21 protein-coding genes are annotated in these 23,720 nt (G+C 71.9%); 14 read left to right on the top strand and 7 right to left on the bottom strand.

Going from position 1 to position 23,720, the window contains the following annotated elements:
• Positions 1-21: 21 nt before the first annotated feature.
• A complete protein-coding gene (locus GA0070216_RS01000; RefSeq protein ID WP_091237346.1) occupies positions 22-489 on the top strand; it encodes a Rieske (2Fe-2S) protein in 468 nt (155 codons plus the stop codon).
• 52 nt (positions 490-541) lie between these two features.
• Here the strand turns inward: GA0070216_RS01000 and GA0070216_RS00995 are convergent, their stop codons facing one another.
• Entirely contained in the window at positions 542-3,826 is a 3,285-nt protein-coding gene (locus GA0070216_RS00995) for a penicillin acylase family protein (protein WP_091237345.1), read from the bottom strand.
• 339 nt (positions 3,827-4,165) lie between these two features.
• Between GA0070216_RS00995 and GA0070216_RS00990 the strand changes: the two genes are divergently transcribed.
• Both GA0070216_RS00990 and uvrC read left to right on the top strand, forming a co-directional pair.
• Positions 4,166-5,509, top strand: a complete 1,344-nt coding sequence (locus tag GA0070216_RS00990; RefSeq protein ID WP_091237344.1) for a jacalin-like lectin — start codon at positions 4,166-4,168, stop codon at positions 5,507-5,509.
• Between the two features lie 10 nt (positions 5,510-5,519).
• Positions 5,520-7,481: an excinuclease ABC subunit UvrC gene (gene uvrC / locus GA0070216_RS00985; RefSeq protein ID WP_091237343.1), complete on the top strand. Its 1,962-nt coding sequence runs from the start codon at positions 5,520-5,522 to the stop codon at positions 7,479-7,481.
• A gap of 273 nt (positions 7,482-7,754) precedes the next feature.
• Here uvrC and recQ read toward each other — a convergent pair whose 3' ends face one another.
• Together recQ and GA0070216_RS00975 are read right to left on the bottom strand one after the other, a co-directional pair.
• Positions 7,755-9,599, bottom strand: a complete 1,845-nt coding sequence (gene recQ, locus GA0070216_RS00980) for a DNA helicase RecQ (protein WP_091237342.1) — start codon at positions 9,597-9,599, stop codon at positions 7,755-7,757.
• A gap of 128 nt (positions 9,600-9,727) precedes the next feature.
• Positions 9,728-10,180, bottom strand: a complete 453-nt coding sequence (locus GA0070216_RS00975) for a hypothetical protein (RefSeq protein ID WP_245722237.1) — start codon at positions 10,178-10,180, stop codon at positions 9,728-9,730.
• 225 nt (positions 10,181-10,405) lie between these two features.
• Here GA0070216_RS00975 and GA0070216_RS00970 point away from each other — a divergent pair, with 225 nt between their 5' ends.
• From GA0070216_RS00970 to GA0070216_RS00920, 11 genes are all read left to right on the top strand, one after another.
• The gene (locus GA0070216_RS00970; RefSeq protein WP_091237340.1) at positions 10,406-11,260 is read left to right on the top strand and encodes a DUF5753 domain-containing protein; all 855 of its coding nucleotides are present in this window, start codon (positions 10,406-10,408) and stop codon (positions 11,258-11,260) included.
• A gap of 23 nt (positions 11,261-11,283) precedes the next feature.
• The gene (locus tag GA0070216_RS00965) at positions 11,284-11,487 is read left to right on the top strand and encodes a DUF397 domain-containing protein (protein ID WP_091237339.1); all 204 of its coding nucleotides are present in this window, start codon (positions 11,284-11,286) and stop codon (positions 11,485-11,487) included.
• A 65-nt stretch (positions 11,488-11,552) separates the two neighbouring features.
• Positions 11,553-12,452, top strand: a complete 900-nt coding sequence (locus GA0070216_RS00960; RefSeq protein WP_091237338.1) for a hypothetical protein — start codon at positions 11,553-11,555, stop codon at positions 12,450-12,452.
• A gap of 295 nt (positions 12,453-12,747) precedes the next feature.
• Complete coding sequence (gene rapZ, locus GA0070216_RS00955; RefSeq protein WP_091237337.1) at positions 12,748-13,659, top strand: RNase adapter RapZ; 912 nt, start codon at positions 12,748-12,750, stop codon at positions 13,657-13,659.
• The gene (locus GA0070216_RS00950) at positions 13,656-14,618 is read left to right on the top strand and encodes a gluconeogenesis factor YvcK family protein (protein ID WP_091237336.1); all 963 of its coding nucleotides are present in this window, start codon (positions 13,656-13,658) and stop codon (positions 14,616-14,618) included. The genes rapZ and GA0070216_RS00950 overlap by 4 nt, the downstream gene beginning before the upstream one ends.
• A 54-nt stretch (positions 14,619-14,672) precedes the next feature.
• Positions 14,673-15,653, top strand: coding sequence for a DNA-binding protein WhiA (whiA, locus tag GA0070216_RS00945; RefSeq protein ID WP_091237335.1), 981 nt, complete (start codon positions 14,673-14,675; stop codon positions 15,651-15,653).
• 339 nt (positions 15,654-15,992) lie between these two features.
• The gene (gene gap, locus GA0070216_RS00940; RefSeq protein ID WP_091237334.1) at positions 15,993-16,997 is read left to right on the top strand and encodes a type I glyceraldehyde-3-phosphate dehydrogenase; all 1,005 of its coding nucleotides are present in this window, start codon (positions 15,993-15,995) and stop codon (positions 16,995-16,997) included.
• Entirely contained in the window at positions 16,994-18,193 is a 1,200-nt protein-coding gene (locus GA0070216_RS00935; RefSeq protein ID WP_091237333.1) for a phosphoglycerate kinase, read from the top strand. The genes gap and GA0070216_RS00935 overlap by 4 nt, the downstream gene beginning before the upstream one ends.
• Positions 18,193-18,984: a triose-phosphate isomerase gene (gene tpiA / locus GA0070216_RS00930; protein WP_091237332.1), complete on the top strand. Its 792-nt coding sequence runs from the start codon at positions 18,193-18,195 to the stop codon at positions 18,982-18,984. The genes GA0070216_RS00935 and tpiA overlap by 1 nt, the downstream gene beginning before the upstream one ends.
• A gap of 95 nt (positions 18,985-19,079) precedes the next feature.
• Positions 19,080-19,340, top strand: coding sequence for a preprotein translocase subunit SecG (gene secG, locus GA0070216_RS00925; RefSeq protein WP_088645052.1), 261 nt, complete (start codon positions 19,080-19,082; stop codon positions 19,338-19,340).
• A 122-nt stretch (positions 19,341-19,462) separates the two neighbouring features.
• Complete coding sequence (locus tag GA0070216_RS00920) at positions 19,463-19,807, top strand: RNA polymerase-binding protein RbpA (protein WP_091237331.1); 345 nt, start codon at positions 19,463-19,465, stop codon at positions 19,805-19,807.
• A 53-nt stretch (positions 19,808-19,860) separates the two neighbouring features.
• On the opposite strand, the gene pgl is transcribed toward GA0070216_RS00920, so the two are convergent.
• The 4 genes from pgl to GA0070216_RS00900 form a co-directional block, all read right to left on the bottom strand.
• A complete protein-coding gene (gene pgl / locus GA0070216_RS00915) occupies positions 19,861-20,631 on the bottom strand; it encodes a 6-phosphogluconolactonase (protein WP_091237330.1) in 771 nt (256 codons plus the stop codon).
• Positions 20,632-20,875: 244 nt separating this feature from the next.
• Positions 20,876-21,892 (bottom strand): glucose-6-phosphate dehydrogenase assembly protein OpcA, encoded by a 1,017-nt coding sequence (locus GA0070216_RS00910; RefSeq protein ID WP_091237329.1) that lies wholly within the window; start codon positions 21,890-21,892, stop codon positions 20,876-20,878.
• A complete protein-coding gene (zwf, locus tag GA0070216_RS00905) occupies positions 21,889-23,439 on the bottom strand; it encodes a glucose-6-phosphate dehydrogenase (protein ID WP_091238794.1) in 1,551 nt (516 codons plus the stop codon). Before zwf ends, GA0070216_RS00910 begins: the two co-directional genes overlap by 4 nt.
• Before the next feature lie 2 nt (positions 23,440-23,441).
• Complete coding sequence (locus GA0070216_RS00900) at positions 23,442-23,666, bottom strand: hypothetical protein (protein ID WP_091237328.1); 225 nt, start codon at positions 23,664-23,666, stop codon at positions 23,442-23,444.
• Between the last annotated feature and the right edge of the window lie 54 nt (positions 23,667-23,720).

Below are 23,720 nucleotides of genomic sequence, written 5' to 3'. Positions count from 1 at the left end.
TAGCCGAAAGAAAGGCCGGAGATGAACGACGATCAGGTGCTGACCGGGCCCGGTACGCAGACCCGACGCGCCCTGCTGGCCGGGGCTGGTGCGGTGGGGGCCTCGGTTCTCCTGACCGCCTGCGGCGACGACTCCGGTGACGAACCGGCCGCCCCGGCCACCGGCGGACCGGCCGCGACCACCGGTGGTGGCGGGCCGGGCACGGCCGCGATCGCCAAGACCGGCGACATCCCGGTCGGTGGCGGTCAGGTCTACGCCATACAGGGAGTGGTGATCACCCAGCCGACGGAGGGGCAGTTCAAGGGGTTCGACCCGATCTGCACCCACCAGGGCTGCCCGGTCTCGAACGTCGACGGCGGGACGATCAACTGCACCTGCCACAACAGCAAGTTCGCCATCACCGACGGCGCGGTCAAGCAGGGCCCGGCGACCACGCCGCTCGCCGCCAAGGAACTCAAGATCGAGGGCGACCAGATCTCGCTGGCCTGACGGACACCGGCCGGCACGGAGGCGACCTCCGTGCCGGCCGGTCTGGTCGGGCTCAGTGCGCGTAGACCGCCAGCTCCCAGATCGAGTAGCCGTACGTGGTGGCCCGGGTCACCCCGTGCATCCGGACGTACCGCGCGGTCTGTGTGGGGAAGGCCGCCACGTCGGTGCCGCCGTCGCCGGCCGTGGTCGACCAGACCGACCGCCAGGTCGACCCGTCGTTCGACACCTCGATCCGGTACGACCGGGCGTACGCCGACTCCCAGGCCAACGTCACCCGACCCACCTGGCGGGCCGACCCGAGGTCCACGGTCAGCCACTGGTCGTCCGCCCAGCTGCTCGCCCAGCGGGTGCCGAGGTCGGAGTCGACCGCCTTGCCCGCCCCGAAGAACAGCTCGCTGCCGGACGCGGTGACCGGCCGGCCGGCGGCCAGGTTGGTCAGGTCGTCGCCCCGCCGGGACGGGAACGAGACCACCTGCTGGAAGGTGGGCCGGTTCTGCCAGGCGATGGTGGCGTGCCTGATCCCGCCCAGCGGCGACTGGATGATCGCGTCCGCGCACCACTGGTCACCGGCGGTGCAGCTCGCGTCACCGGGATAGGTCTGGGCCGCCGGGGTGGCCGCCGCCGTGCGCAACGTGTCCAGCAGTACCTGCCGGCAGCCGGCCAGGTTCCCGGCGCCGCAGTAGCCCCGGCCCAGCCCGCCGCGCACCGGGTCACCGAGCACCGCGCGCAGGTCCTTGTCGACGTAGCCCCACCAGCCGTACTGGAAGGACGAGCCCTTGTGCGCCTGGGCCTCGCTGGCCGAGGTGGGCAGGCTGGACACGTCGCCCTGCTGGTGCCCGGAGGGGGACTCGTTGAGCTGGATCGCGTTGATCAGCGACTGGTAGAGGTCCGGGCCGAGCTGGTCGCGGAACATCCCCCGGACCAGCAGCGGCCACCAGGCGTCGAAGGTGCGGATCGCCTCGGCGTGCCGGTAGACCTTCGACCCCTTGGCGGTCTCGATCCGCAGCGCGCCGTCCTGCCGCCACGCCTTGAGCCGGCTGACCTCGGCGGCCAGCGCGGTGTCCGCGACGGGCTGGCTCTCCAGCACCCGGATCAGCTCGTCGAGCACCTCGGCCCCGCGCAGGTCGGTCAGGCCGGCCTGCTCGACCAGCGCGGTCAGCGAGCCCCGGTCGAACTTCCGGCCGGCCGCCAGGGCCGCCTTGAGCGGGCGGTCCAGCAGGTCGGCCCGGTGCACCGCGCCGAAGCTGTAGTTGCCGTCCGCGCCGCCGAAGTCCTTGGCCTGCTTGTTGTTCCAGCTGATGTAGTAGTCCTGGTTCACCGAGCGGGGGTGGGCGGCCAGCGGGGCGTAGCTGGCGGTGTTCGTCGCCGGGTCGAAGCCCTGCCACTCGTAGGCCGGCTCGGCCTTCATCGGCAGGTTCGGGTTGGACCCGGCGGCCCGCACCGGGTTCAGCCCGGAGTTGAAGTACGCCGACTCGGTGGAGTTGACGTAGAACCAGTTGAACGCGTACTCGACGTTGTTGGCCGAGGCGACGAAGGCGTCCGCCGAACCCATCTGGGCCGGGTCGTTGAACATCTGGAAGCCGATCGCCGAGTCGGCCTCGTGCCGGTAGGTGGAGCGCAGCTGGGTGAAGGCGTGCGGCCGGCCGCCCACCGTGCCCCGCCAGGACACCAGGCCGAGCTTCGTCCGCCAGGCGACCAGTTTGTACGACCCGGCGGCGGTGCCGTCGGCGACGGTCGGGCTCCACTTGTTGACGTGGGCGAGCTGCTCCATCGCCACGCACTGCCCCCGGTAGAGATAGTGGTCGGCGGCGAGGGTGGGGGTGCTGCCGTCGGTGGTGCACAGCGGCACCGCGTAGGTGTCGGTGATGTCGTGGATCGAGGAAGTGGCGCTCCACGCGTAGTCCTGGCCCCGGCCGAGCAGCACATAGAGGTTGAGGCCGGCGAACGCGGCCCCCCGGGCGCTGATCCCCGGCCCCTGCAACTCCTGGATCATCAGCAGTTGCGGGGAGAAGTAACCGGTCTGCGGGCCGAAGACCGCGACCGGGTGGCCGGTGGCCGAGTTCGCGGCGGAGACCACCGCCGCGTTCGACATGCCCCGGTGCGCCGGGCTGATGGTCAACCCGGACAGCGCGGCGGCCAGCTCACCGGCCGCGTTCGTGGTGCCGGCACCGGTGCCGGTGGTGCGGGCGGCGGTGGTGGTGCGGGCGGCGGCGGTGGTGCCGGCGGAACCGGTCGGGTCGGTGAAGATCGGCTCGACCCGGGCCGAGCCGGCGTCGGGCAGCGCCACGCTGGCCGCGTCGGGGGAGGCGTCGCCGTACGGGAAGCTCTGCCCGTCGTGCAGGGTCAGCACGGTCTCCGGGTCGTTCTGGTTGCGGAACGCCGTCCACACCTTGTCGCCCTCGGTGGCCCCGTACTTGGCGCGGGCGGCGATCCGGACCAGCGCGGACTGCATCTCGGTGCCGCCCCCGCCGCCGAACAGCCCGCCCACCACGCCGGCGATGGCGATCAGGTCGGTGAGCTGGAACGGCTCCGGGCCACCCGCGTTGGTGATCGCGTCCAGGCGGCCGGTGAGCACGTACTCGCCGGGGCAGTTGCGGGCGCCCATGCAGACGCCGATGTAGGCGTTGATGCCGGCGATGTACTCCTGCACGTCGGCGTAGAGCTGCTGGCCGCGCGGCCCCTTGGTGCGCAGCGCCTCGATCTGCGCCTGAAGGTCCGCCTCGTGGTACGGCGAGTTGCGCCAGACGCTCTGCTCCAACGCCCGGTTCCCGGGGGCGCCCCCGGCGAACGAGGTGAGGGTGCCCCGGCCGACGTGGCGCAGCAGGTCCATGGTGAACAGCCGGTCCTCGGCCCCGGCGTAACCCGCGCCGTACATGGTGCCGCCCCGGGTGCTGCCGGTGACGTGCGGTACGCCGGTGGCCTTGTCCCGCAGGATGCGTACGTCGGCGCGGGGGGAGTAGTCGCGTTCGACCTGCCCCTGCGGGACACCGAAGGAGGCGTCGTTGAAGAACGAGCCGATCTGCTCCTCGCGCAGGCCGGCGTAGCCGTAGACCAGGTCGGCGTACCGGCCGAGCTGGTCGGCGGAGTGCCGGGGCAGGGTGCCGAGGGCCTGGTTGCCGAGCACCTCGACCAGGGTGGCGTTGCCGTTCTGGCCGGGCGGCAGGATGTCGCCGCACTCGCCGAGGCAGTTGTCGTTAGCCGCGTACCCGCTGGTGGTGACGGCGGCGGGCGCGGCGGTGGCGGCGGGGGGTGTGGGGGTGGCGACCAGCAGGGCGGCGACCGCGACGGCGGCGGTGCCACCGGCGAGGAGACGGCGGGTGGGGCGGGGACGGGGCATGGTGATCCTCCGATGAGGATGGGGATCTTTACGTGAATAACATTCGGTTACCGGATGGTAATCTCCGTCCGTCGATATCGGAAGACGTCCATCGCGCGGCTGCCGGATCTTTGCCCGGGAGTATCGAGCCGGTCGGCGCGCGTGGATAGCTTTCGATCCGGCACCCGGGCCGTCGCCCGCCCGTCGCCCCCGCCTCCGCCCGGCGTTCGCCCGCCGGCCCTCCCGCCCCCGACCGGCGCACATCCGCCGGTCCCCGCCCCCCGACCGGCGGACACCCGTCGGTCCCCGTATCCGACCGGCGGCACCCCGTCGGTCTCGTCACTCCAGATTGGACCGTCGATGAAGGTCGTCCGTCTGCTCGCGTCCGCGACGCTGCTCGCGGCCGTGCTCACCCCGTCCGGGCCGGCCGCCGCGTCCGCGGCCCCGGGCACCGCTACCGCCGCCGCGCCCACGTCGGGGGTGTTCTCCGTGCTCACCTACAACGTGGCCGGCCTGCCGGACATCATCTCCAGCGGCGACCCGGCGACGAACACCCGGCCGATCGGCGAGCGGCTCGGCGGGTACGACATCGTGCACGTCCAGGAGGACTTCAACTACCACGCCGACCTGTACGCCACCGACCAGCACCCGTACCGGACCCCGACCAGCGGGGGCGTGCCGTTCGGCAGCGGCCTCAACACGCTGTCGCACTTCCCCTACAGCGACTTCGCCCGGGTGAAGTGGAACTCCTGCAACGGCACCGACTGCCTCACCCCGAAGGGCTTCACCGCCAGCCGCATCCGGTTGGCCGAGGGCGTCTTCGTCGACTTCTACAACGCCCACCCGAACGCCGGCAGCACCGACGCCGACCTGGCCGCCCGGCGGGCCAACCTCAGCCAGCTCTCCGCGTACGTCACGGCCAACTCGGCCGGCAACGCGGTGGTGCTGATGGGGGACCTGAACGTCCGCTACACCCGTACCGGCGACAACATCCGCGACCTGGTGGCGGCCAACGGCCTCACCGACGTCTGGGTGCAGCAGGAGCGGGGCGGCCAGCCGCCGGCCGCCGGTGACCCGGCGCTGCTCTGTGACCCGGCCAACGTGACGGACGGCTGCGAGGTGGTCGACAAGATCCTCTACCGGGGCAACAAGCTGGTCCGGCTCGCCCTGAACCGCTACCACAACGAGCACGCCCGGTTCCTCACCCCGACCGGCGGGCCGCTGTCGGACCACTACCCGCACGCCGCCTGGTTCGACTGGACCCTCGCCCCCGACCTGCGGGCCAGCGACACCTGGGGTGGCCCGCACGGTGACCCGTTCACCGACGCCGACCGGGTCGGCCCGGCGGTGACCCGGGTCACCCTGCGCGGTGGCTCCCGGCTCGACGCCGTCGGGGTGGACCTCGCCGACGGCGGCCAGCTGCGCCACGGCGGCACCGGCGGGACCGAGACCAGCCTCACCCTCGCGCCCGGCGAGCGGATCACCCAGGTCACCCTGACCCAGGGCCAGAAGGACGGCCGGACCCGGATCTTCTCGGCCCGGCTCAGCACCGACCAGGGCCGAACCCTCAGCACCGGTACGCCCACCTCGGCGGCGGTCACCTTCACCGCGCCCCCGGGTGGTCGACTGGCCGGCTTCTTCGGCCGCAGCGGCACCGAGGTCGACCAGCTCGGCGTGATCTGGAGTGTCGGGGGCAACGGATAGTCTCGGTGCCGTGGCTGATCCCTCGACCTACCGTCCCGCGACCGGCACGATCCCCGAGTCCCCCGGGGTCTACCGGTTCCGCGACGGCACCGGCCGGGTGATCTACGTCGGCAAGGCGAAGAACCTGCGCAGCAGGCTCAACTCCTACTTCGCCGACCCGTGGGGGCTGCACGAGCGCACCCGGCAGATGGTCACCACCGCCGAGTCGGTGGACTGGGTCACGGTGGGCACCGAGGTCGAGGCGCTCCAGCTCGAATACACCTGGATCAAGCAGTACGATCCCCGGTTCAACGTCCGGTACCGCGACGACAAGTCGTACCCGTACCTGGCGGTCACCCTGGACGAGGAATACCCGCGGTTGCAGGTCATGCGGGGCGCGAAGCGTAAGGGCGTGCGGTACTTCGGGCCGTACTCGCACGCCTGGGCGATCCGCGAGACGCTCGACCTGCTGCTGCGGGTCTTCCCGGCCCGCACCTGCTCCGCCGGGGTGTTCAAGCGGGCCGGGCAGGTGGGCCGGCCGTGCCTGCTCGGCTACATCGGCAAGTGCTCCGCGCCCTGCGTGGGCACCGTCTCCGCCGACGGGCACCGGGCGATCGTCGACAACTTCTGCGAGTTCATGGCCGGCCGCACCGACAGCATGGTGCGCCGCCTCGAACGCGACATGATCGAGGCCAGCGCGCAGTTGGAGTTCGAGCGGGCGGCCCGGCTGCGCGACGACGTGGCCGCCCTGCGCCGGGCCATGGAGAAGCAGACAGTGGTGCTCGGCGACGGCACCGACGCCGACGTGGTCGCCTTCGCCGACGACCCCCTCGAAGCCGCCGTGCAGGTCTTCCACGTCCGCGACGGCCGGGTCCGCGGCCAACGCGGCTGGGTGGTGGAGAAGACCGAGGAGCTGACCACCGGCGACCTGGTGCACCACTTCTGCACCCAGGTCTACGGCGGTGAGCAGGGCGAGGCGGACGTCCCCCGGGAACTGCTCGTCCCCGAGTTGCCCGGCGACGCCGAGGCGCTCGCCGACTGGCTCAGCGCCCGCCGGGGCAGCCGGGTGTCACTGCGGGTGCCCCAGCGCGGCGACAAGAAGACCCTGCTGGAGACGGTGGGCCGCAACGCCAAGGACGCGCTCGCCCGACACAAGCTCAAGCGGGCCGGCGACCTCACCACCCGCGGCAAGGCGCTCGACGAGATCAGCGAGGCGCTCGGCATGCGCACCTCACCGCTGCGCATCGAGTGCTTCGACGTCTCCCAGATCCAGGGCACCGACGTGGTGGCCAGCATGGTCGTCTTCGAGGACGGGCTGCCCCGCAAGAGCGAATACCGCCGGTTCATCGTCCGGGGGGCCACCGACGACCTGTCGGCGATGTCCGAGGTGCTGCGCCGCCGCTTCGCCCGCTACCTCGACGCCCGCGCCGAGACCGGTGAGCTGGGCGAGGAGACCGCGTCCGACCCGGACCGCCCCGGCATCGACCCGACCACCGGCCGGCCGCGCAAGTTCGCGTACCCGCCGCAGCTGGTGGTGGTTGACGGCGGTGCCCCGCAGGTGGCGGCGGCGGCCCAGACGTTGGCCGAGCTGGGCATCGACGACGTGGCGCTGTGCGGGCTGGCCAAGCGGCTGGAGGAGGTCTGGCTCCCCGACGACGAATACCCGGTCATCCTGCCGCGCACCTCGGAGGGGCTCTACCTGTTGCAACGAGCCCGGGACGAGGCGCACCGGTTCGCCATCACCTTCCACCGGCAGCGGCGCTCCAAGCGGATGACCGAATCGGCCCTGGACACCGTCCCCGGGCTGGGCGAGGTACGCCGCAAGGCGCTGCTGCACCACTTCGGCTCGCTCAAACGGCTCTCCGCCGCCACCGTGGAGGAGATCACCGAGGTGCCCGGGGTGGGTCGCCGCACCGCCGAGGCGATCCTCGCCGCCCTGGACGGCGACACCGCCCCTCCTAGCCCCGCCCCCACCTCCACCACGGCCGACTGACCTCTCCGCCTGCCTGCTGCTGCCTGCTCCTGCTGACCTCCCGCCTGTTCGGTGGGACCGCGCCTTCGGCCCGAGCCGCCCCGTTTGGGGCTCAGGCAGCATGATCGACTTAACTGGGGCGATATTGCGGTGTCCGACGGCGGCGATACCGCAACATCGGCCCACAGGAGTGGATCAACGGCGGCGAGGCCGCGAGCTGGCCCGGCCGGGGCCGGTCAGGGGTCGGCCGGGGTCGTCGGGGTCGGAGTCCGGTCAGGGGGTCGACGTCGGCGGTCAGGGTTGGTCGGCGAGGACGGTGAGGATGGACTCGCCGTACTTGGCGAGCTTGTTCTCGCCGACGCCGCTGATCCGGGACAGCTCGGCCAGCGAGGTGGGGGAGTCGGTGGCGATCTGCCGCAGCGTCGCGTCGTGGAAGATCACGTACGCCGGCACGCCCTGTTCCTTGGCGGTGGCCCCCCGCCAGGCGCGCAGCCGCTCGAACAGCGACCCGGCCGCCGGGTCCAGCTCGGCGACCACGGTGGCTGCGCCGCGCGGCTTGGCCGATCGGGTCGAGGCCACCTTCTCCGGCTCCCGGCGCATGGTCACCGTGCGGCGGCGGGCCAGCACCTCCGCGCTGGCCTCGGTGAGCGCCAGCGTGCCGTAGTCGCCCTCGACCGCCAACAGCCCCTCGGCGAGCAGTTGCCGGACCACCCCGCGCCACTCCGCCTCGCGCAGCTCGGTGCCGATGCCGAAGGTGCTCAGCGCGTCGTGGCCGTACTGGCTGATCTTGTCGTTCTGCTTGCCGATCAGGATGTCGACGCAGTGCCCGGCGCCGAAGCGCTGGTTGCGTTCCCGGTCGAGCCGGTAGACGGTGGAGAGCAGCTTCTGCGCGGCCACCGTGCCGTCCCAGGTCTCCGGCGGGGTCAGGCAGGTGTCGCAGTTGCCGCAGTCGGCCGTGCCGGGCTGGCCGAAGTATTCGAGCAGTTGCACCCGGCGGCAGCGGACCGTCTCGCAGAGCGCCAGCATGGCGTCCAGGTGGGTGGCGAGGTTACGGCGGTGGGCCAGATCACCGTCGGACGTCTCGATCATCTTGCGCTGCTGCACCACGTCCTGCAGGCCGTAGGCGAGCCACGCCGTCGACGGCAACCCGTCCCGGCCGGCCCGCCCGGTCTCCTGGTAGTAGCCCTCGACCGACTTGGGCAGGTCAAGGTGGGCCACGAAGCGGACGTCCGGCTTGTCGATGCCCATCCCGAAGGCGATCGTGGCGACCATGACCAGGCCGTCCTCGCGCAGGAAACGCTGCTGGTTGGCGGCGCGGGTGCCCGAGTCCAGGCCGGCGTGGTAGGGCAGCGCGGCGACCCCGTTGGCGACCAGGAACTCGGCGGTCTTGTCCACCGAGGCCCGGGACAGGCAGTAGACGATGCCGGCGTCGCCCGGGTGCTCGTCGCGCAGCAGGGCCAGCAGTTGCTTGCGCGGCTCCTTCTTGGGCACGATCCGGTACTGAATGTTGGGCCGGTCGAAGCTGGCCACGAAGTGCCGGGCCTCGGTGAGTTGGAGCCGGGTGGCGATCTCGGCCCGGGTGGCGCTGGTGGCGGTCGCGGTCAGCGCGATCCGGGGCACCGTCGGCCACCGCTCGTGCAGCATCGACAGGGCCAGGTAGTCCGGGCGGAAGTCGTGCCCCCACTGGGACACGCAGTGCGCCTCGTCGATGGCGAACAGGCCGATCCGGCCCCGGTCGAGCAGTTGCTGCACGCCCCGGGTGCCCAGCGCCTCGGGGGCCAGGTAGAGCAGGTCCAGCGCACCGTCGACGAACGCCTGCTCGACCGTACGCCGGGCGGCGTAGTCCTGCGTCGAGTTGAGGAAACCCGCGCGTACGCCGACCGCCGTCAGCGCGTCGACCTGGTCCTGCATGAGGGCGATCAGCGGGGAGACGACCACCGCGACGCCGTCGCGGACCAGCGCCGGGACCTGGTAGCACAGCGACTTGCCGCCACCGGTGGGCATCAGCACCAGGGCGTCCCCGCCGGCCACCACGTGGTCGATGATCTCCTGCTGGAAGCCCCGGAAGGCGTCGTAGCCGAAGACCCGGCGGAGCACGTCGAGGGCGTCGGAGGCGCGCAGCTCGGTGGGGGAGACCATCCGGGGAGTCTACGAGCCCGCCCCGACAACGCCGTCCACGACGCCCCCTGGACCCGTCCCGCCCGCCCCGTAGCCCCACCGTCGCCCTGAGTCGTTTCTTCGCCGGAGCCACCCGTTGCCCGGCGCCGTCACCCGCAGCTGTCCCCCTCGCCCCAGCAGAGTCCGCCGAGGCCGGCCGCGCTGTGGAAGCCGGGGTGCCCGGTGACGTCCATGCAGACCTCGCCGTCGGGGCCGATCCGGCCGCAGAAGACCGGCTCGACGTGGTTCCAGGCATCGGCCCGGGACAGCAGCGCGGCGTTCGCGGCCAGCTCGGGGCGCAGGATCGTCAGCCCTTCCGTATAGACGACGGCCTGGTCGCGAGCCTCGCCCAGGTCGGCCGCCAGGTAGGACAGGTGCAGCGTCCACCGGCGGTCCAGCTGGTAGGCCCCGGCCGGCGGCCCGTTGCGGTCCGACCGCCGCTCGCGCTCGGTCGGGTAGTGGGTGACCAGGGAGTCGGCGTACGACGAGAGAGCATCCGGCTTCGCCAGCGCGTGTGCGATGGCGGCCCGGACCCGCTCGGACACGTCGGCCCGGTCGAGCATGGCCGCCAGGTCACGATGAAAGTCGGACCCGGACTGCCCCCACCGCGACGATCGATTGTCAGTCACTGTTACCCCCGGATTTCGGTTGGCCTCAACAGCTTGAAGCACTGAGACTGCACCATGGCAACCGATCTTGCAACGTAGCACTCGACTGTGTCAGACTGCATGCAACCGGACACTCTGGCTGTCGTGTCCGCCTCTCTGGCCTGGGTAGGAGGTACCGCTATGGCGTCGGCTGCGAGTCCCACGATTCGTGCGCGTCGACTGCGTCGTGAACTGCGTCGCTTGCGTGACCTGCGAGGTCTGACGGTCGATGACGTTGCCCGCTCGGTGGGCTGGCATCGAGCAAAGGTGATACGCATCGAGCAGGGGCACAGCGGAATCGCTGCGGACGGTTTGCGAAAGCTCCTGGATCTCTACGACGCATCTTCCGAGGAGCGGGATGCGCTGACCAGTCTTGCGCGTCAGGCCCGGCAGAAGGGCTGGTGGAGCGTGTACGGCGACGTGCTGCCCGATGACTACGTCGGATTCGAGGCGGAGGCGGAGTCGATCAGCACGTTCCAGAGCCTTCACATCCCAGGTCTGTTGCAGACCGAGGAGTACGCGCGAGCGATCATCCACGCCGGACGCACGACTGCAAGCAAGGACGAGGTCGATCGAGTCATCGCGGCGCGTCAGGCACGGAAGATCCTGCTCACGCGGGATGCGCCTCCGAAGCTCTGGATCATCCTGGACGAGGCTGCGGTGCGACGAGTCGTTGGCGGAGCCAAGATCATGAGCGTTCAGTTGGGGCGCATCATCGAGGCATGTCAGCTACCAGCCGTCGAGGTGCAGGTGCTGCCCTTTGCTGCGGGCGCGCACGCCTCGATGGGTGGTGCCTTCACGATTCTCGACTATGCGGAGCCAGCGCTCGACCCGGCCATCGTCTACGTGGACAACGACACCAATACGCTCCTGCTGGAGGAGGAACAGCAGGTCTCGCGATATAAGCTCGTCTTCGACCACCTACGTGCGAAGGCGCTCGACCCTGACCAGTCTGCCGACTTTCTCGTCAGGATCTCCGCCGAGCTTCAAGACTGAGTCTTGGCCTGAGGAGCATCGTGATGACCACGCCCGACCTTGCGAACGTGAGCTGGCGTAAGAGTGCTCGTAGTAGCGCAAATGGTTCGGACTGCGTTGAGGTGGCCGAACTCTCCGGCGCGTTGGCGGTGCGGGACTCCAAGGACCCGCAGGGGCCGGCACTCCTCTTCGACCGGGGCGCCTGGTCGTCGTTCGTCGTCGGCCTGCGGCGTGGCCTGCACGGCTGACCCGCTCGCCGGGCAGCCCCCGCCCTGATGCCGGCGGCGTCACCCACACCCGGTTAGATGGCCGGATGGCGGTACGCATCGACATCGAGGCCCTTCGGGCCGAGGCCGGGTCTGTGGCCTGCGCGGCGGCGGACAAGCTCCAGGCAGCCGGTCAGCCGACGGAGATCGTGGCGGTCGGCGGGGGAGCATCCTGCGTGATCCGGGAAGCCGGGCAACCGCCGTACGAGGTCTGGGTGGGGGTCACGGCGGACGGCTTCACCGTCGAGTGCGACTGCCCGGCCGGTGCGGAGCTGTGCGGGTACGCGGTGGCCCTCACCGCCGCTGCCCTGGAAGACGGATTCTCGTGGTCCTCGGCGGCCACCCCGCCGTCGGCCGTGGAAGTCGATCCCAGGCTCACCGAGCTGGCCGAACTCGCGCGCGGTATTCCCGCCCGCCGGCTGGCGTCGCTGGTCGCCGAGTGGGCGGCCACGGATCGCGTGCTGGAGAACAGGTTGCGGGCACACGCCGGCCAGCTCGAACCCCTCACCACCGGCGAGCTGGACGACATCCGGCGGACGATCGACAACCTGGCCCACGAGGCGACCAGCGGCGACCGGTGGGACCTGCACGACGTGGAGAAGGCCGGCCGGGCGATCGTCGAGGAGGTCGAGGTGCTCGCCCAACGGCCGCCGACCCAGGAGACGCTGGTGCTGGTCGAGCGGGCCGCCCGCGCCTGGGACGGTCTCGCCGGCTACCTCTGGGACGCCTGGGAGACGTACGAGGAGGAGCCGGCCGAGATCGGCGGCGCCCTGCGGGCGGTGCACGTCCGGCTCTGCGAGCAGGTGCAGCCGGACCCCGACGACCTGGCCGCCCGGCTCGCCGAGATCGTCGGGGCGGCCGAGGTCGACTCCTGTCTCGACGAGCCGGGGGACTATCTCGGCGTGCTCGGTCGTGACCGGGTCAAGGCGCTGCGCAACCGCCGCTGACGTTCGCGACCGTCGAGCGGCCACACCTTTCCCGGACAGCCGTATGCCCGTCCGTCATGAATATGACGGGCGGGCATACGGCTGCGTGTCGAATGATGCTCCCGGCGGCCGGGTGCCGGTCGAGCGGTGGGTCGCGCCGCCGGCTGACTTCGTGCCGCCGGCGGGTCCGTGCTGCCGGGCGACCCGCCGTCGGGCGTGCCGGGATCGACGCCGCCCGCCGGGATAGAGTCGTCGACTGACCCTGTGCGGTACGGGACCCATCGGGGCTCGCCGCCACGGAACCGGGAGTGGTGGGATGGGCGAGGCGCGGACAACCGGCGGGCACGTCGAGGGCGGCACAGCCGAGTCGGACACCACGCTGGTGGTGGTCACCGGCCTGTCCGGCGGTGGTCGCAGCACGGTGGCGCGCGCCCTGGAGAACGTCGGCTACTACGTGGTGGACAACCTGCCGCAGGCGCTGATGCTGGACATGGCCGAGCTGGCGATGAAGGCCGGTGGCGCGGCCCGGCGTACCGCGATGGTGCTGGACGTGCGGTCGCGGGCCTTCTCCACCGACCTGGCCGGGGCGATCCGGGAGCTGAAGGAACGCGGCTTCTCGCCCCGGGTGGTCTTCGTCGACGCCGACGACGAGGTGCTGATCAGGCGGTTCGAGAGCGTCCGCCGGTCGCACCCGTTGCAGGGCGGGGGACGGCTGGCCGACGGGATCGCCGTCGAGCGCGCCCTGCTGGAGGAGGCCCGGGACCAGGCTGATGTGATCATCGACACCAGCCACCTCAACGTCAACCAGCTCCGTCGTCGGGTCGAGGAGCTGTTCGGTGGGGAGGACGCCCGCCGGCTGCGGCTGACCGTGCTCTCCTTCGGCTTCAAGTACGGCCTGCCGCCGGACGCCGATTTCGTGCTGGACGCCCGGTTCCTGCCCAACCCGTACTGGGTGCCGGAGCTGCGGGAGCACACCGGTCGGGAGGCGGCGGTCAGCGCGTACGTGCTCGGCCAGGAGGGCGCGGACGCCTTCGTCGCCTCGTACGCCGACCTGGTCAACGCCACCACCGCCGGGTTCGAGCGGGAGGGCAAGCGCTACCTGACGGTGGCCGTCGGCTGCACCGGTGGCAAGCACCGCAGCGTGGCGATCGCCGAGGAGTTGGCCGAGCGGCTGCGCCAGTCGGGGCTGGCCGCCAACGCGCAGCACCGGGACCTGGGGCGGGAATGACGGTGACGTCGGTGGTCGCCTTCGGCGGGGGGCACGGCCTGTCCGCCTCGCTGCGGGCGCTGCGGCACTGCGCCGGGGAGCTGGACCTCGACATCACCGCCGTGGTCACCGTCGGCGACGACGGCGGTTCCAGCGGCCGGTTACGCCGCGAACGTGGCGGCCTGCCCCCCGGTGACCTGCGGCAGGCCCTGGTCGCGTTGGCCGGGGACCATCCGGCGACCCGGCGCAGTGCCGGGCTGTTCCAGCACCGGTTCGCCGGTGACACCCGGGACGGGCTGGCCGGCCACGCGGTGGGCAACCTGGTGCTCTGCGGCCTGATGGAGCAGCTCGGCGACCCGGTCGCCGCGCTGGCGCACGCCGGGGCGATGCTCGGCGCGGTCGGCCGGGTGCTGCCGATGTCCGCCCAGCCGGTGGACATCGAGGCCCGGGTCCGTGGCGTCGACCCGGCCCACCCCGACGAGGTACGCACCGTGCGTGGTCAACACCAGGTGGCGGTGACCACCGGCACCGTGGAGGCGCTGCGGATCACCCCGGACGCCCCGGTGGCCTGTGCCGAGGCGGTGGCCGCGGTCGAGGGCGCGGACTGGTTGATCTTCGGACCGGGCAGTTGGTACACCAGCGTGCTGCCGCACCTGCTGGTGCCGGGGCTGGCCGAGGCGATCGTGACCAGCCCGGCCCGGCGGCTGGTCACCCTCAACCTGGCCGCCGAGCAGGAGACCCTGGGCCTCTCGGTGGCCGATCACCTGGCCGCCCTGCGCTGGTACCTTCCGCAGCTCACCGTGGACCACGTGGTGGCCGACTCCAAGGCGGTGGGTGATCCCGAACCGGTCGGGCGTGCGGCAGAATCGCTGGGTGCCCGGTTGGTCCTCGCCCCGGTCGCCGTCGGCGACGGCACGCCCCGTCACGATCCGGCCGCCCTGGCAGCCGCACTGGTGCCTGTCCTGGGCGCCGATCGTTAAGCACGTACGTAATCACCGGCGACACGCCGGTACCGGTCCGTGAGGGGGCGCACTATGGCGATGACGGCTGCGGTCAAGGACGAGCTGAGCCGGGTCGACGTGCCCAAGCCCTGCTGTCGGCGGGCGGAGATGGCGGCGCTGCTGCGTTTCGCCGGTGGGCTGCACATCGTCTCCGGTCGGGTGGTGGTGGAGGCGGAGTTGGACACCGGGGCGGTGGCCCGCCGGCTGCGCCGGGAGATCGCCGAGGTCTACGGCTATCCCAGCGAGATCCACGTGCTCGCCTCGGGAGGGCTGCGCAAGGGCAGCCACTTCATCGTCCGGGTGGTCAAGGACGGCGAGGCGCTGGCCCGGCAGACCGGTCTGCTCGACGTCCGGGGCCGGCCGGTACGCGGCCTGCCGCCGCACGTGGTGGCGGCGAACGTCTGCTGCGCGGTGGCGGCCTGGCGGGGGGCGTTCATGGCGCACGGCTCGCTGACCGAGCCGGGCCGATCCAGCGCGCTGGAGATCACCTGTCCCGGGCCGGAGTCCGCGCTGGCCCTGGTGGGGGCGGCCCGCCGGATCGGCATCACCGCCAAGAACCGCGAGGTGCGCGGGGTGGACCGGGTGGTGGTCAAGGACGGTGACGCGATCGCCGCGCTGCTCACCCGAGTGGGCGCGCACTCCAGCGTGCTGGCCTGGGAGGAGCGTCGGGTACGCCGCGAGGTGCGGGCCACGGCCAACCGGCTGGCGAACTTCGACGACGCCAACCTGCGCCGCTCGGCGCGGGCGGCGGTGGCCGCCGCCGCCCGGGTCACCCGGGCGCTGGAGATCCTCGCCGACGACGCCCCGAACCACCTCACCTCGGCCGGCCAGCTGCGGCTGGAGCACCGCCAGGCGTCGCTGGAGGAGCTGGGTGCGCTCGCCGACCCGCCGTTGACCAAGGACGCCATCGCCGGGCGGATCCGCCGGCTCCTGGCGCTGGCCGACAAGCGGGCCCGTGACCTGGGCATTCCGGATACCGAAGCGGCCGTCACGCCGGACATGCTCGTGGTCTGATGGGACGGTGAGCCGCCATCCTGCGGGCGAGTGCGAGGCACGAGCCGGCGGGAGCGACGTGCCACGGCTCGGGTGGGTGGGGCGTGCCGTGCCGTCGACCCGACGGGGTCACCACCCGCCGCAGGACGACGCGGCACGCTCGGATAGGGTCGTCAGGTACGGCAAGGGGGCCGGCACAGGCACTCCTCGCCGTGCACACCGCCTCGGGCGGTCAGGTCCTAGCAGACCGTGGCGGGGTGGCCGAGACGAATCGTCAACGGCCGGCTCACCGGCCGGCGAACACACCTCCGCCGGCCCGGTTCTGACGTCGGCGGACCAGAACGCGAGGAGATGGGACCTGTGACCATCCGGGTTGGCATCAACGGCTTCGGCCGCATCGGCCGTAACTTCTTCCGGGCCGTGCTGGCGTCCGACGCCGACATCGAGGTCGTCGCCGTGAACGACCTGACCGACAACGCGACGCTCGCCCACCTGCTCAAGTACGACAGCATCCTCGGTCGCCTGCCGCACGAGGTCAAGGCCACCGCCGACGAGATCATCGTCGGCGGCAAGACCATCAAGGCGTTCGCCGAGAAGGACCCGTCGAAGCTGCCGTGGGGCGACGCCGGCGTGGACGTCGTCATCGAGTCCACCGGCTTCTTCACCGACGGCGCCAAGGCCAAGGCGCACATCGACGGCGGGGCCAAGAAGGTCATCATCTCCGCTCCGGGGAAGAACGAGGACGTCACGGTCGTCATGGGCGTGAACCACGACCAGTACGACCCGGCCAAGCACACCATCATCTCGAACGCGTCGTGCACCACGAACTGCCTCGCGCCGATGGTGAAGGTCCTGCACGACACGTTCGGCATCGAGCACGGTCTGATGACGACGGTCCACGCCTACACCCAGGACCAGAACCTCCAGGACGGGCCGCACAAGGACCTGCGTCGCGCCCGCGCCGCCGCGCTGAACATCGTGCCGACCTCGACCGGTGCCGCCAAGGCCATCGCCCTGGTCATGCCGGAGCTCAAGGGCAAGCTCGACGGCTACGCGCTGCGGGTGCCGATCCCGACCGGTTCGGCCACCGACCTGACGGTCAGCCTCAGCCGGGAAACCACCGCGGACGAGGTCAACGCAGCGATGAAGGCCGCCGCCGACGGTCCGCTCAGGGGCATCCTGGTCTACAACGAGGACCCGATCGTCTCCTCCGACGTCGTCACCGACGCCGCGTCGTGCCTCTTCGACGCGCCGCTGACCAAGGTCGTCGGCAAGCAGGTCAAGGTCGTCGGCTGGTACGACAACGAGTGGGGCTACTCCAACCGGCTCGTCGACATGGTCAAGCTGGTGGGTTCCTCGCTGTGAGCATCCGCAACCTCGACGACCTGCTCGCCGAGGGGGTGTCGGGTCGGCGCGTGCTGGTGCGCGCCGACCTGAACGTCCCCCTCGACAAGCAGACCGGGGAGATCACCGACGACGGCCGGATCAGGGCCGTCCTGCCCACCCTGGGTGCGCTCGTCCAGGCCGGGGCGAAGGTCGTGGTCTGTTCGCACCTGGGCCGCCCGAAGGGCGCCCCGGACGCGAAGTACAGCCTCCGTCCGGTCGCCGGGCGGCTCGGCGAGCTGCTCGACGCGCCGGTGCACTTCGCCACCGACACCGTCGGCGAGTCGGCCCGCACCACCGTGGACGCGCTGGCCGACGGTCAGGTCGCGCTGCTGGAGAACCTCCGCTTCAACAAGGGGGAGACCAGCAAGGACGACGCCGAGCGGGGCGCCTTCGCCGACCAGCTCGCCGCGTTCGGCGAGGCGTACGTCGACGACGCCTTCGGCGCCGTACACCGCAAGCACGCCAGCGTCCACGACGTACCGGCCCGGCTGCCGCACGTGGCCGGCCGGCTGGTGCTGCGCGAGGTCGAGGTGCTGGGTCGGCTGGCCGGCGAGCCGGAGCGCCCGTACGTGGTGGTGCTCGGCGGTTCCAAGGTCTCCGACAAGCTGGCGGTGATCGAGGCGCTGCTGCCGAAGGTCGACCGGCTGCTCATCGGCGGCGGGATGTGCTTCACCTTCCTCAAGGCCCAGGGCCACGAGGTGGGCACCTCGCTGCTGGAGCAGGAGATGGTCGAGACCTGCGGCAACCTTCTGGCCCGCGCCGACGGCAAGATCCTGCTCCCGGTCGACGTGGTGGTCGCGGACGCCTTCGCCCCGGACGCCGCGCACGACACGGTGCCCGCCGACGGCATCCCGAGCCACCGGCTCGGCCTGGACATCGGTCCGGAGACGGTGGCCGGCTTCACCGCCGCGCTGTCCCCGGCGAAGACGGTCTTCTGGAACGGCCCGATGGGCGTGTTCGAGATGCCGGCGTTCGCCAACGGTACCCGGGGTGTCGCCGAGGCGATCACCAAGACCGACGCGTTCACCGTGGTCGGTGGCGGTGACTCCGCGGCGGCCGTCCGGGCCCTCGGGCTGGACGAGTCCTCGTTCGGGCACATCTCCACGGGCGGCGGCGCCTCCCTGGAATACCTGGAGGGCAAGACCCTCCCCGGCATCGCGGCCCTGGAGGACTGATGGCGAGTGTCACCCGCCGGCCGTTGATGGCCGGCAACTGGAAGATGAACCTCAACCACCTCGAAGCCAACCTGCTGGTGCAGAAGCTGGCCGCGAGCCTCACCGAGCAGCAGCTCACCGCCGTCGAGACGGTGGTCCTGCCGCCCTTCACCGACCTGCGCACCGTGCAGACCGCGGTGGACGGCGACAAGCTGCTCATCGGCTACGGCGGGCAGGACCTGTCGCCGTACCAGTCCGGCGCGTACACCGGGGACATCTCCGGGGCGATGCTGGCCAAGCTGGGCTGCACGTACGTGGCGGTCGGGCACTCGGAGCGGCGGCAGTACCACTACGAGGACGACGCGCTGGTCAACGCCAAGGTGGCCGCCGCGCTGGCCAACGGGCTCACCCCGATCCTCTGCATCGGTGAGGGCCTGGAGATCCGCGAGCAGCTCAAGCAGGTGTCGCACTGCTGCGACCAGCTCGACGGCGCGCTCAAGGGCCTCACCGCCGAGCAGGTCACCAAGGTCGTGGTGGCGTACGAGCCGGTCTGGGCGATCGGCACCGGTAAGACGGCCACCCCGGAGGACGCCCAGGAGGTCTGCGGGGAGGTCCGCAAGCGGCTGGCCGAGACCTATGACCAGGGCACCGCGGACCAGGTCCGGGTCCTCTACGGCGGCTCGGTCAAGTCGTCGAACGTCGCGTCGATCATGGCGCAGCCGGACGTGGACGGTGCGTTGGTGGGCGGGGCCAGCCTGGACGCTGAGGAGTTCGCGAAGATCTGCCGGTTCCCGGAGCACACGGGTCGCTGATCGCTCGCTATTCTTGACTCCGCCCGTCCGTCGGTCGGTGCCGCCGTGCCCGATCTGTCCGGGCGAGGATCGTAACGAGAGGACTGACCCCAGCCATGCCGATCTGGTTCGCATACACGTTGATCGTGTTGCTGGTCATCACGAGCGTTCTGCTCACCATGCTCATCCTGCTGCACCGGGGTAAGGGCGGCGGGCTGTCGAGCATGTTCGGCGGCGGGGTCAGCTCCAGCCTGGCCGGCTCGTCGGTGGCCGAGAAGAACCTGGACCGCTACACCGTCCTGGTGAGCATCGTCTGGTTCGCCTGCATCGTCGGGCTCGGCCTCTGGCTCCGGCTCCAGCTCAACAGCGGGTCCTGAGCGACTCGATCAGGTCGTACAATCTGCGCGCGGTCCGTCACGGACCGCGCGCAGTTTGTTTCTCCGCCACGTCGCCCACCGCCCGCCTCAGGCGGTGGTCCCCTCCGACGACAGGAGCAACCGTGCCCAGTGGCAACGTCATCCGTGGTTCACGAATCGGTGCGGCACCAGAGCGCCCCACCGAACGGTACGAGCCGGCCCCCCGCCGCGCGGTCACCTACTGGTGCCGCAACGACCACGTCACCGAGATCCGGTTGGCGGTGGACGCCGAGGAGCCGGCCGTCTGGGACTGCCCGCGCTGCGGGCTGCCCGCCGGTCAGGATGCGCAGAACCCGCCCGGACGCGCCCGCCCCGAGCCCTACAAGACCCACCTGGCGTACGTGAAGGAGCGGCGTACCCCGGAGGAGGGGGAGGCGCTGCTGGCCGAGGCACTGGCCGCCCTGCGCCGCCGACGCGGCCGGGAGTGACCGCTTCGGCGGTGGGGTGAGCTGACCCCGGGTGCGGGCGGACCGGCCCCCGCTCAGCGCAGGCTGCGCAGCCGGGCCGGCACGTCGGCCGCCGCCGCCCGGTCGAGCAGCCAGAGGGTCCGCGAGACGCCCTGCACCCCGGCGGCGGGCAGCTGCTTGGGGCCGGCCCCGGCCAGCGCCATCCCCACCGCCCGCGCCTTGTCGGCCCCGCTGGCGACCAGCCAGACCTCCTCGGCGGTGTTGATCGCCGGCAGGGTGAGGGTGGTCCGCACCGGCGGGGGCTTCGGGCTGCCCCGCACCGCGCTGACCGGCCGGGTGTCGTGGTGCACCGGGTGCTCGGGGAAGACCGACGCCACGTGCCCGTCCTCGCCGACGCCCAGCATCAGCACGTCGAAGTGCGGCAGCGCGGCGTGCCCGGGCCGGGCCGCCCGCGCCAGCTCCTCGGCGTACGCGGCGGCGCCGGTCTCCGGGTCGTCGCCGGTGGGGCCGTCGGTGGCCGGCATCGGGTGCACCCGGGCCGGGTCCAGTGGCACCAGGTCCAGCAGCGCGGCCCGGGCCTGCGTCTCGTTGCGCTCCGGGTCGCCGGCCGGCAGGAAGCGCTCGTCGCCCCACCAGATGTCCACCCGGGACCAGTCGACGGCGTCGTGGGCGGGCAGGGTGAGCACCGCCCGGTGCACCGCCGCGGCGATCCGCCCGCCGGTCAACACGATCGACGCCGCCCCCCGCTCCGCCTGCGCGTCGAGCAGCTTCACCACCAGCCGGGCCGCCACCGCCTGCGCCAGCAGATCGGCGTCGGCGTGGACCGCGACACTCGCCTCACTCATCTTGGCCTTCGTTTCCTGACCGCTCGGCGCGGTCCTGCTCGTGGGGGGCGGGGACCGGTCGGCCCGCCGGGTGCCGGTGTCACCAGGGGTCTCGTCGTGCGGTGCGGGGCAACCGGTCGACTCCGCCGACGGGCGGGGGAGAGGCACCGACTCCGTCGGCGTCCGTCCGTCTCCCGGAGCGGACCCGGCTGGCCCCGAACCGACCGGTGGGCGGCCCCGCAGGACCGCCCACCGGTCGGTTCGGTCAGGATGTCGTGCTGGTGTCGGCGTGGGCGGACACGCCCGCCTCCGCCCGTCGCGCGGTGGCCGGGTCCTTCCAGACGTGCACCCGCTGGGCCGGCCGCTGCTCCAGGCCGGCCAGGCCGGCCGCGGTGCCCAACGCCTCGGCGTACACCTGGTCGGCGTCGAGCCGGCGCAGCTCCTCGGCCAGCTCGTCACCGAGCGGGCGACGCACCAGCGGCAGCATCCGGTCGTCCTGGCCGGTACGCCGGAACGTCGCCATGCTGTCGTCCCGGGTCAGCGTCAGCTCGTCGCCGTTGGCGCAGCGCAGCTGCACCTGACGCATCCTCGGGTGGTCGTCGGTGTGCTGCCACTGCGGTTGGATGCCGAGCCGGGCGGCCAGCCACCCCTGCATCAGCGCCGCCGTCGGGTCCCGGCGCGGGGCCACCACGGTCGCCTCGGTGACCCGTGCCTCGGTGGTGTCGAACGCGCCGGCGACCAGGGTGCGCCACGGGGTGATCCGGGTCCACGCCAGGTCGGTGTCGCCGGGCGAGTAGTCCCGGGCCCGTTCCCGCAGCGCCTCGATCGGGTCGACGGCCTGCGCGCAGTCGGTGATCCGCCGGTCGGCGACCACCCCGAGGAAGTCGGTGGCGATCTCCGCCGGCGGTTCGCCGTGCCACCAGGTGACCACCGGTACGTCCGGCACCAGCAGCGGCATCACCACCGACTCGGCGTGCAGGGCCAACCGGCCGTACATCCGGGTCACCACCGCCTCGCACGGGCCCAGCCGGCCACCGACCACGATCTCCGCGTCCAGCCGGTTGCGTTCCCGCTCCACGTCGGCGCGCACCACGACGAGCAGCCGGCACGGGTGGGCGGCGGCGGCGATGGTGGCCGCCGCCTCCGCTTCCCGGACCCGCTTCTCGTCGACCACCACGATCAGGGTGAGCGCCATCCCGCTGGCCACCCCGCCCGCGCTGCGCCGCTCGGCGGCGAGCGCCTTGACCACCTCGTTGCCGGTGGTGTCCCACAGCCCGATCATGCTCTTCTCCAAGCCCGGCCCTCGCGGGCCAGCATCTCGTCGGAGGCCCGGGGACCCCACTCACCGGAGCGGTACGGCTCCGGCTTCGTGCCCTCCCAGGAGTGCTCCAGCGGGTCCACCACCGCCCAGCTCTGCTCCACCTCGGAGGCGTCCGGGAAGAGCGTCCGGTCCCCGATCAGCACGTCCAGCACGAGCCGTTCGTACGCCTCGGGGCTGGACTCGGTGAATGCCTCGCCGTACTGGAAGTCCATCGCGATGTCGCGGACCTCCATGGTGGTGCCGGGCACCTTCGACCCGAACTTGAGCACCACGCCCTCGTCCGGCTGCACCCGGATGACCAGCTGGTTGTTGCCCAGCGACTCCATGTCGGCCGTGTTGAACGGCAGGTGCGGGGCCTTCTTGAACATGATGGCCACCTCGGTCACCCGGCGGGGCAGCCGCTTGCCGGCCCGGATGTAGAACGGCACCCCGGCCCAGCGGCGGTTCTGGATGCCCAGCTCCACGGCGACGTACGTCTCGGTGGTCGAGTCAGCGGGGACGCCGTCCTCGTCGAGGTAGCCGACGGCCCGCTCGCCACCCACCCAACCGGGCAGGTACTGACCGCGCACGGTGCCCCGGGCGACGTCCTTCGGCAGGGTGATCGCCTTGAGCACCTTCAGCTTCTCGGCCCGGATCTCGTCGGCGTCGAAGCTGGTGGGCTCCTCCATGGCGACCAGGGCGAGCAGTTGGAGCAGGTGGTTCTGGAGCACGTCCCGGGCGGTGCCGACCGAGTCGTAGAAGCCGGCCCGGCTGCCGATGCCGACGTCCTCGGCCATGGTGATCTGCACCGAGTCGACGTACTTGGAGTTCCACAGCGGCTCGAAGAGGTTGTTGGCGAACCGCAGGGCGAGGATGTTCTGGACCGTCTCCTTGCCCAGGTAGTGGTCGATCCGGAAGACGTCCTGGCGGGTGAACACGTCGTCGACCAGGTCGTTGAGTTCCTTGGCCGAGGGCAGGTCGTTGCCGAACGGCTTCTCCACCACCACCCGCCGCCAGCCGCCGCACTTGTCGTTGTCGGCCATGCCGGTGCGGGCTAGTTGCTTGAGCACCACCGGGAAGGCCGACGGGGGGATGGAGAAGTAGAACGCGGCGTTGCCGTGGATGCCGTGGCTGTCGCGCAGTTGGTTCAGGGTCGCGGCGAGCTTGTCGAAGGCGGCGTCGTCGTCGAACGAGCCACCGACGAACTTGACGTTGCCGGCCAGCCGGCCCCACACCTCCTCCCGCCACGGTGTCCGGGCGTGCTTCTTCGCCGACTCGTGGGCCAACGCCTCGAAGTCGCCGTCGCCCCAGTCCCGGCGGGCGAAGCCCAGCACCACGAATCCGGGCGGCAGCAGCCCCCGGTTGGCCAGGTCGTAAACCGCCGGCAGCAGCTTCTTGCGCGCCAGGTCACCGGTCACCCCGAAGATCACCAGGGCGCACGGCTCCGGGATCCGGGGGAGCCTTCGGTCCTGCGCGTCGCGCAGCGGATTCACGCCGTCTCCTCGCTCCGTCTGGTCCATGTCGTCCATCGTCACGCCCGCCATTGTCCGATCGCGTCCAGCCGGGCCGGTGCGGCCGGCCTGTCGGCCGGGGGCCGGCGCAGCATCGGCCGGCCCCGGTCGGATGGTGCCACCGGGATGCCCCGCGCGTACAGGGCAGCCGGTACGGCGGCGGGCGCGGTCGATCCGACCGCGTCCGCCCCGGGCACCGCGAGACCGGCGGCGGCAACGGCCCCGCCGGTCAGCAGATCACTCACGTCGCCACCGGTGGTGCGGTGACGACGGCGTGGCACGTCGCGGGGCCGGGCCCC

It is taken from the genome of Micromonospora matsumotoense, assembly GCF_900091525.1.
Classification (GTDB): Bacteria; Actinomycetota; Actinomycetes; order Mycobacteriales; family Micromonosporaceae; genus Micromonospora; species Micromonospora matsumotoensis.
The sequence above is the reverse complement of the archived record's forward strand: the minus strand, read 5'-3'. Positions and strand labels throughout refer to the sequence as shown.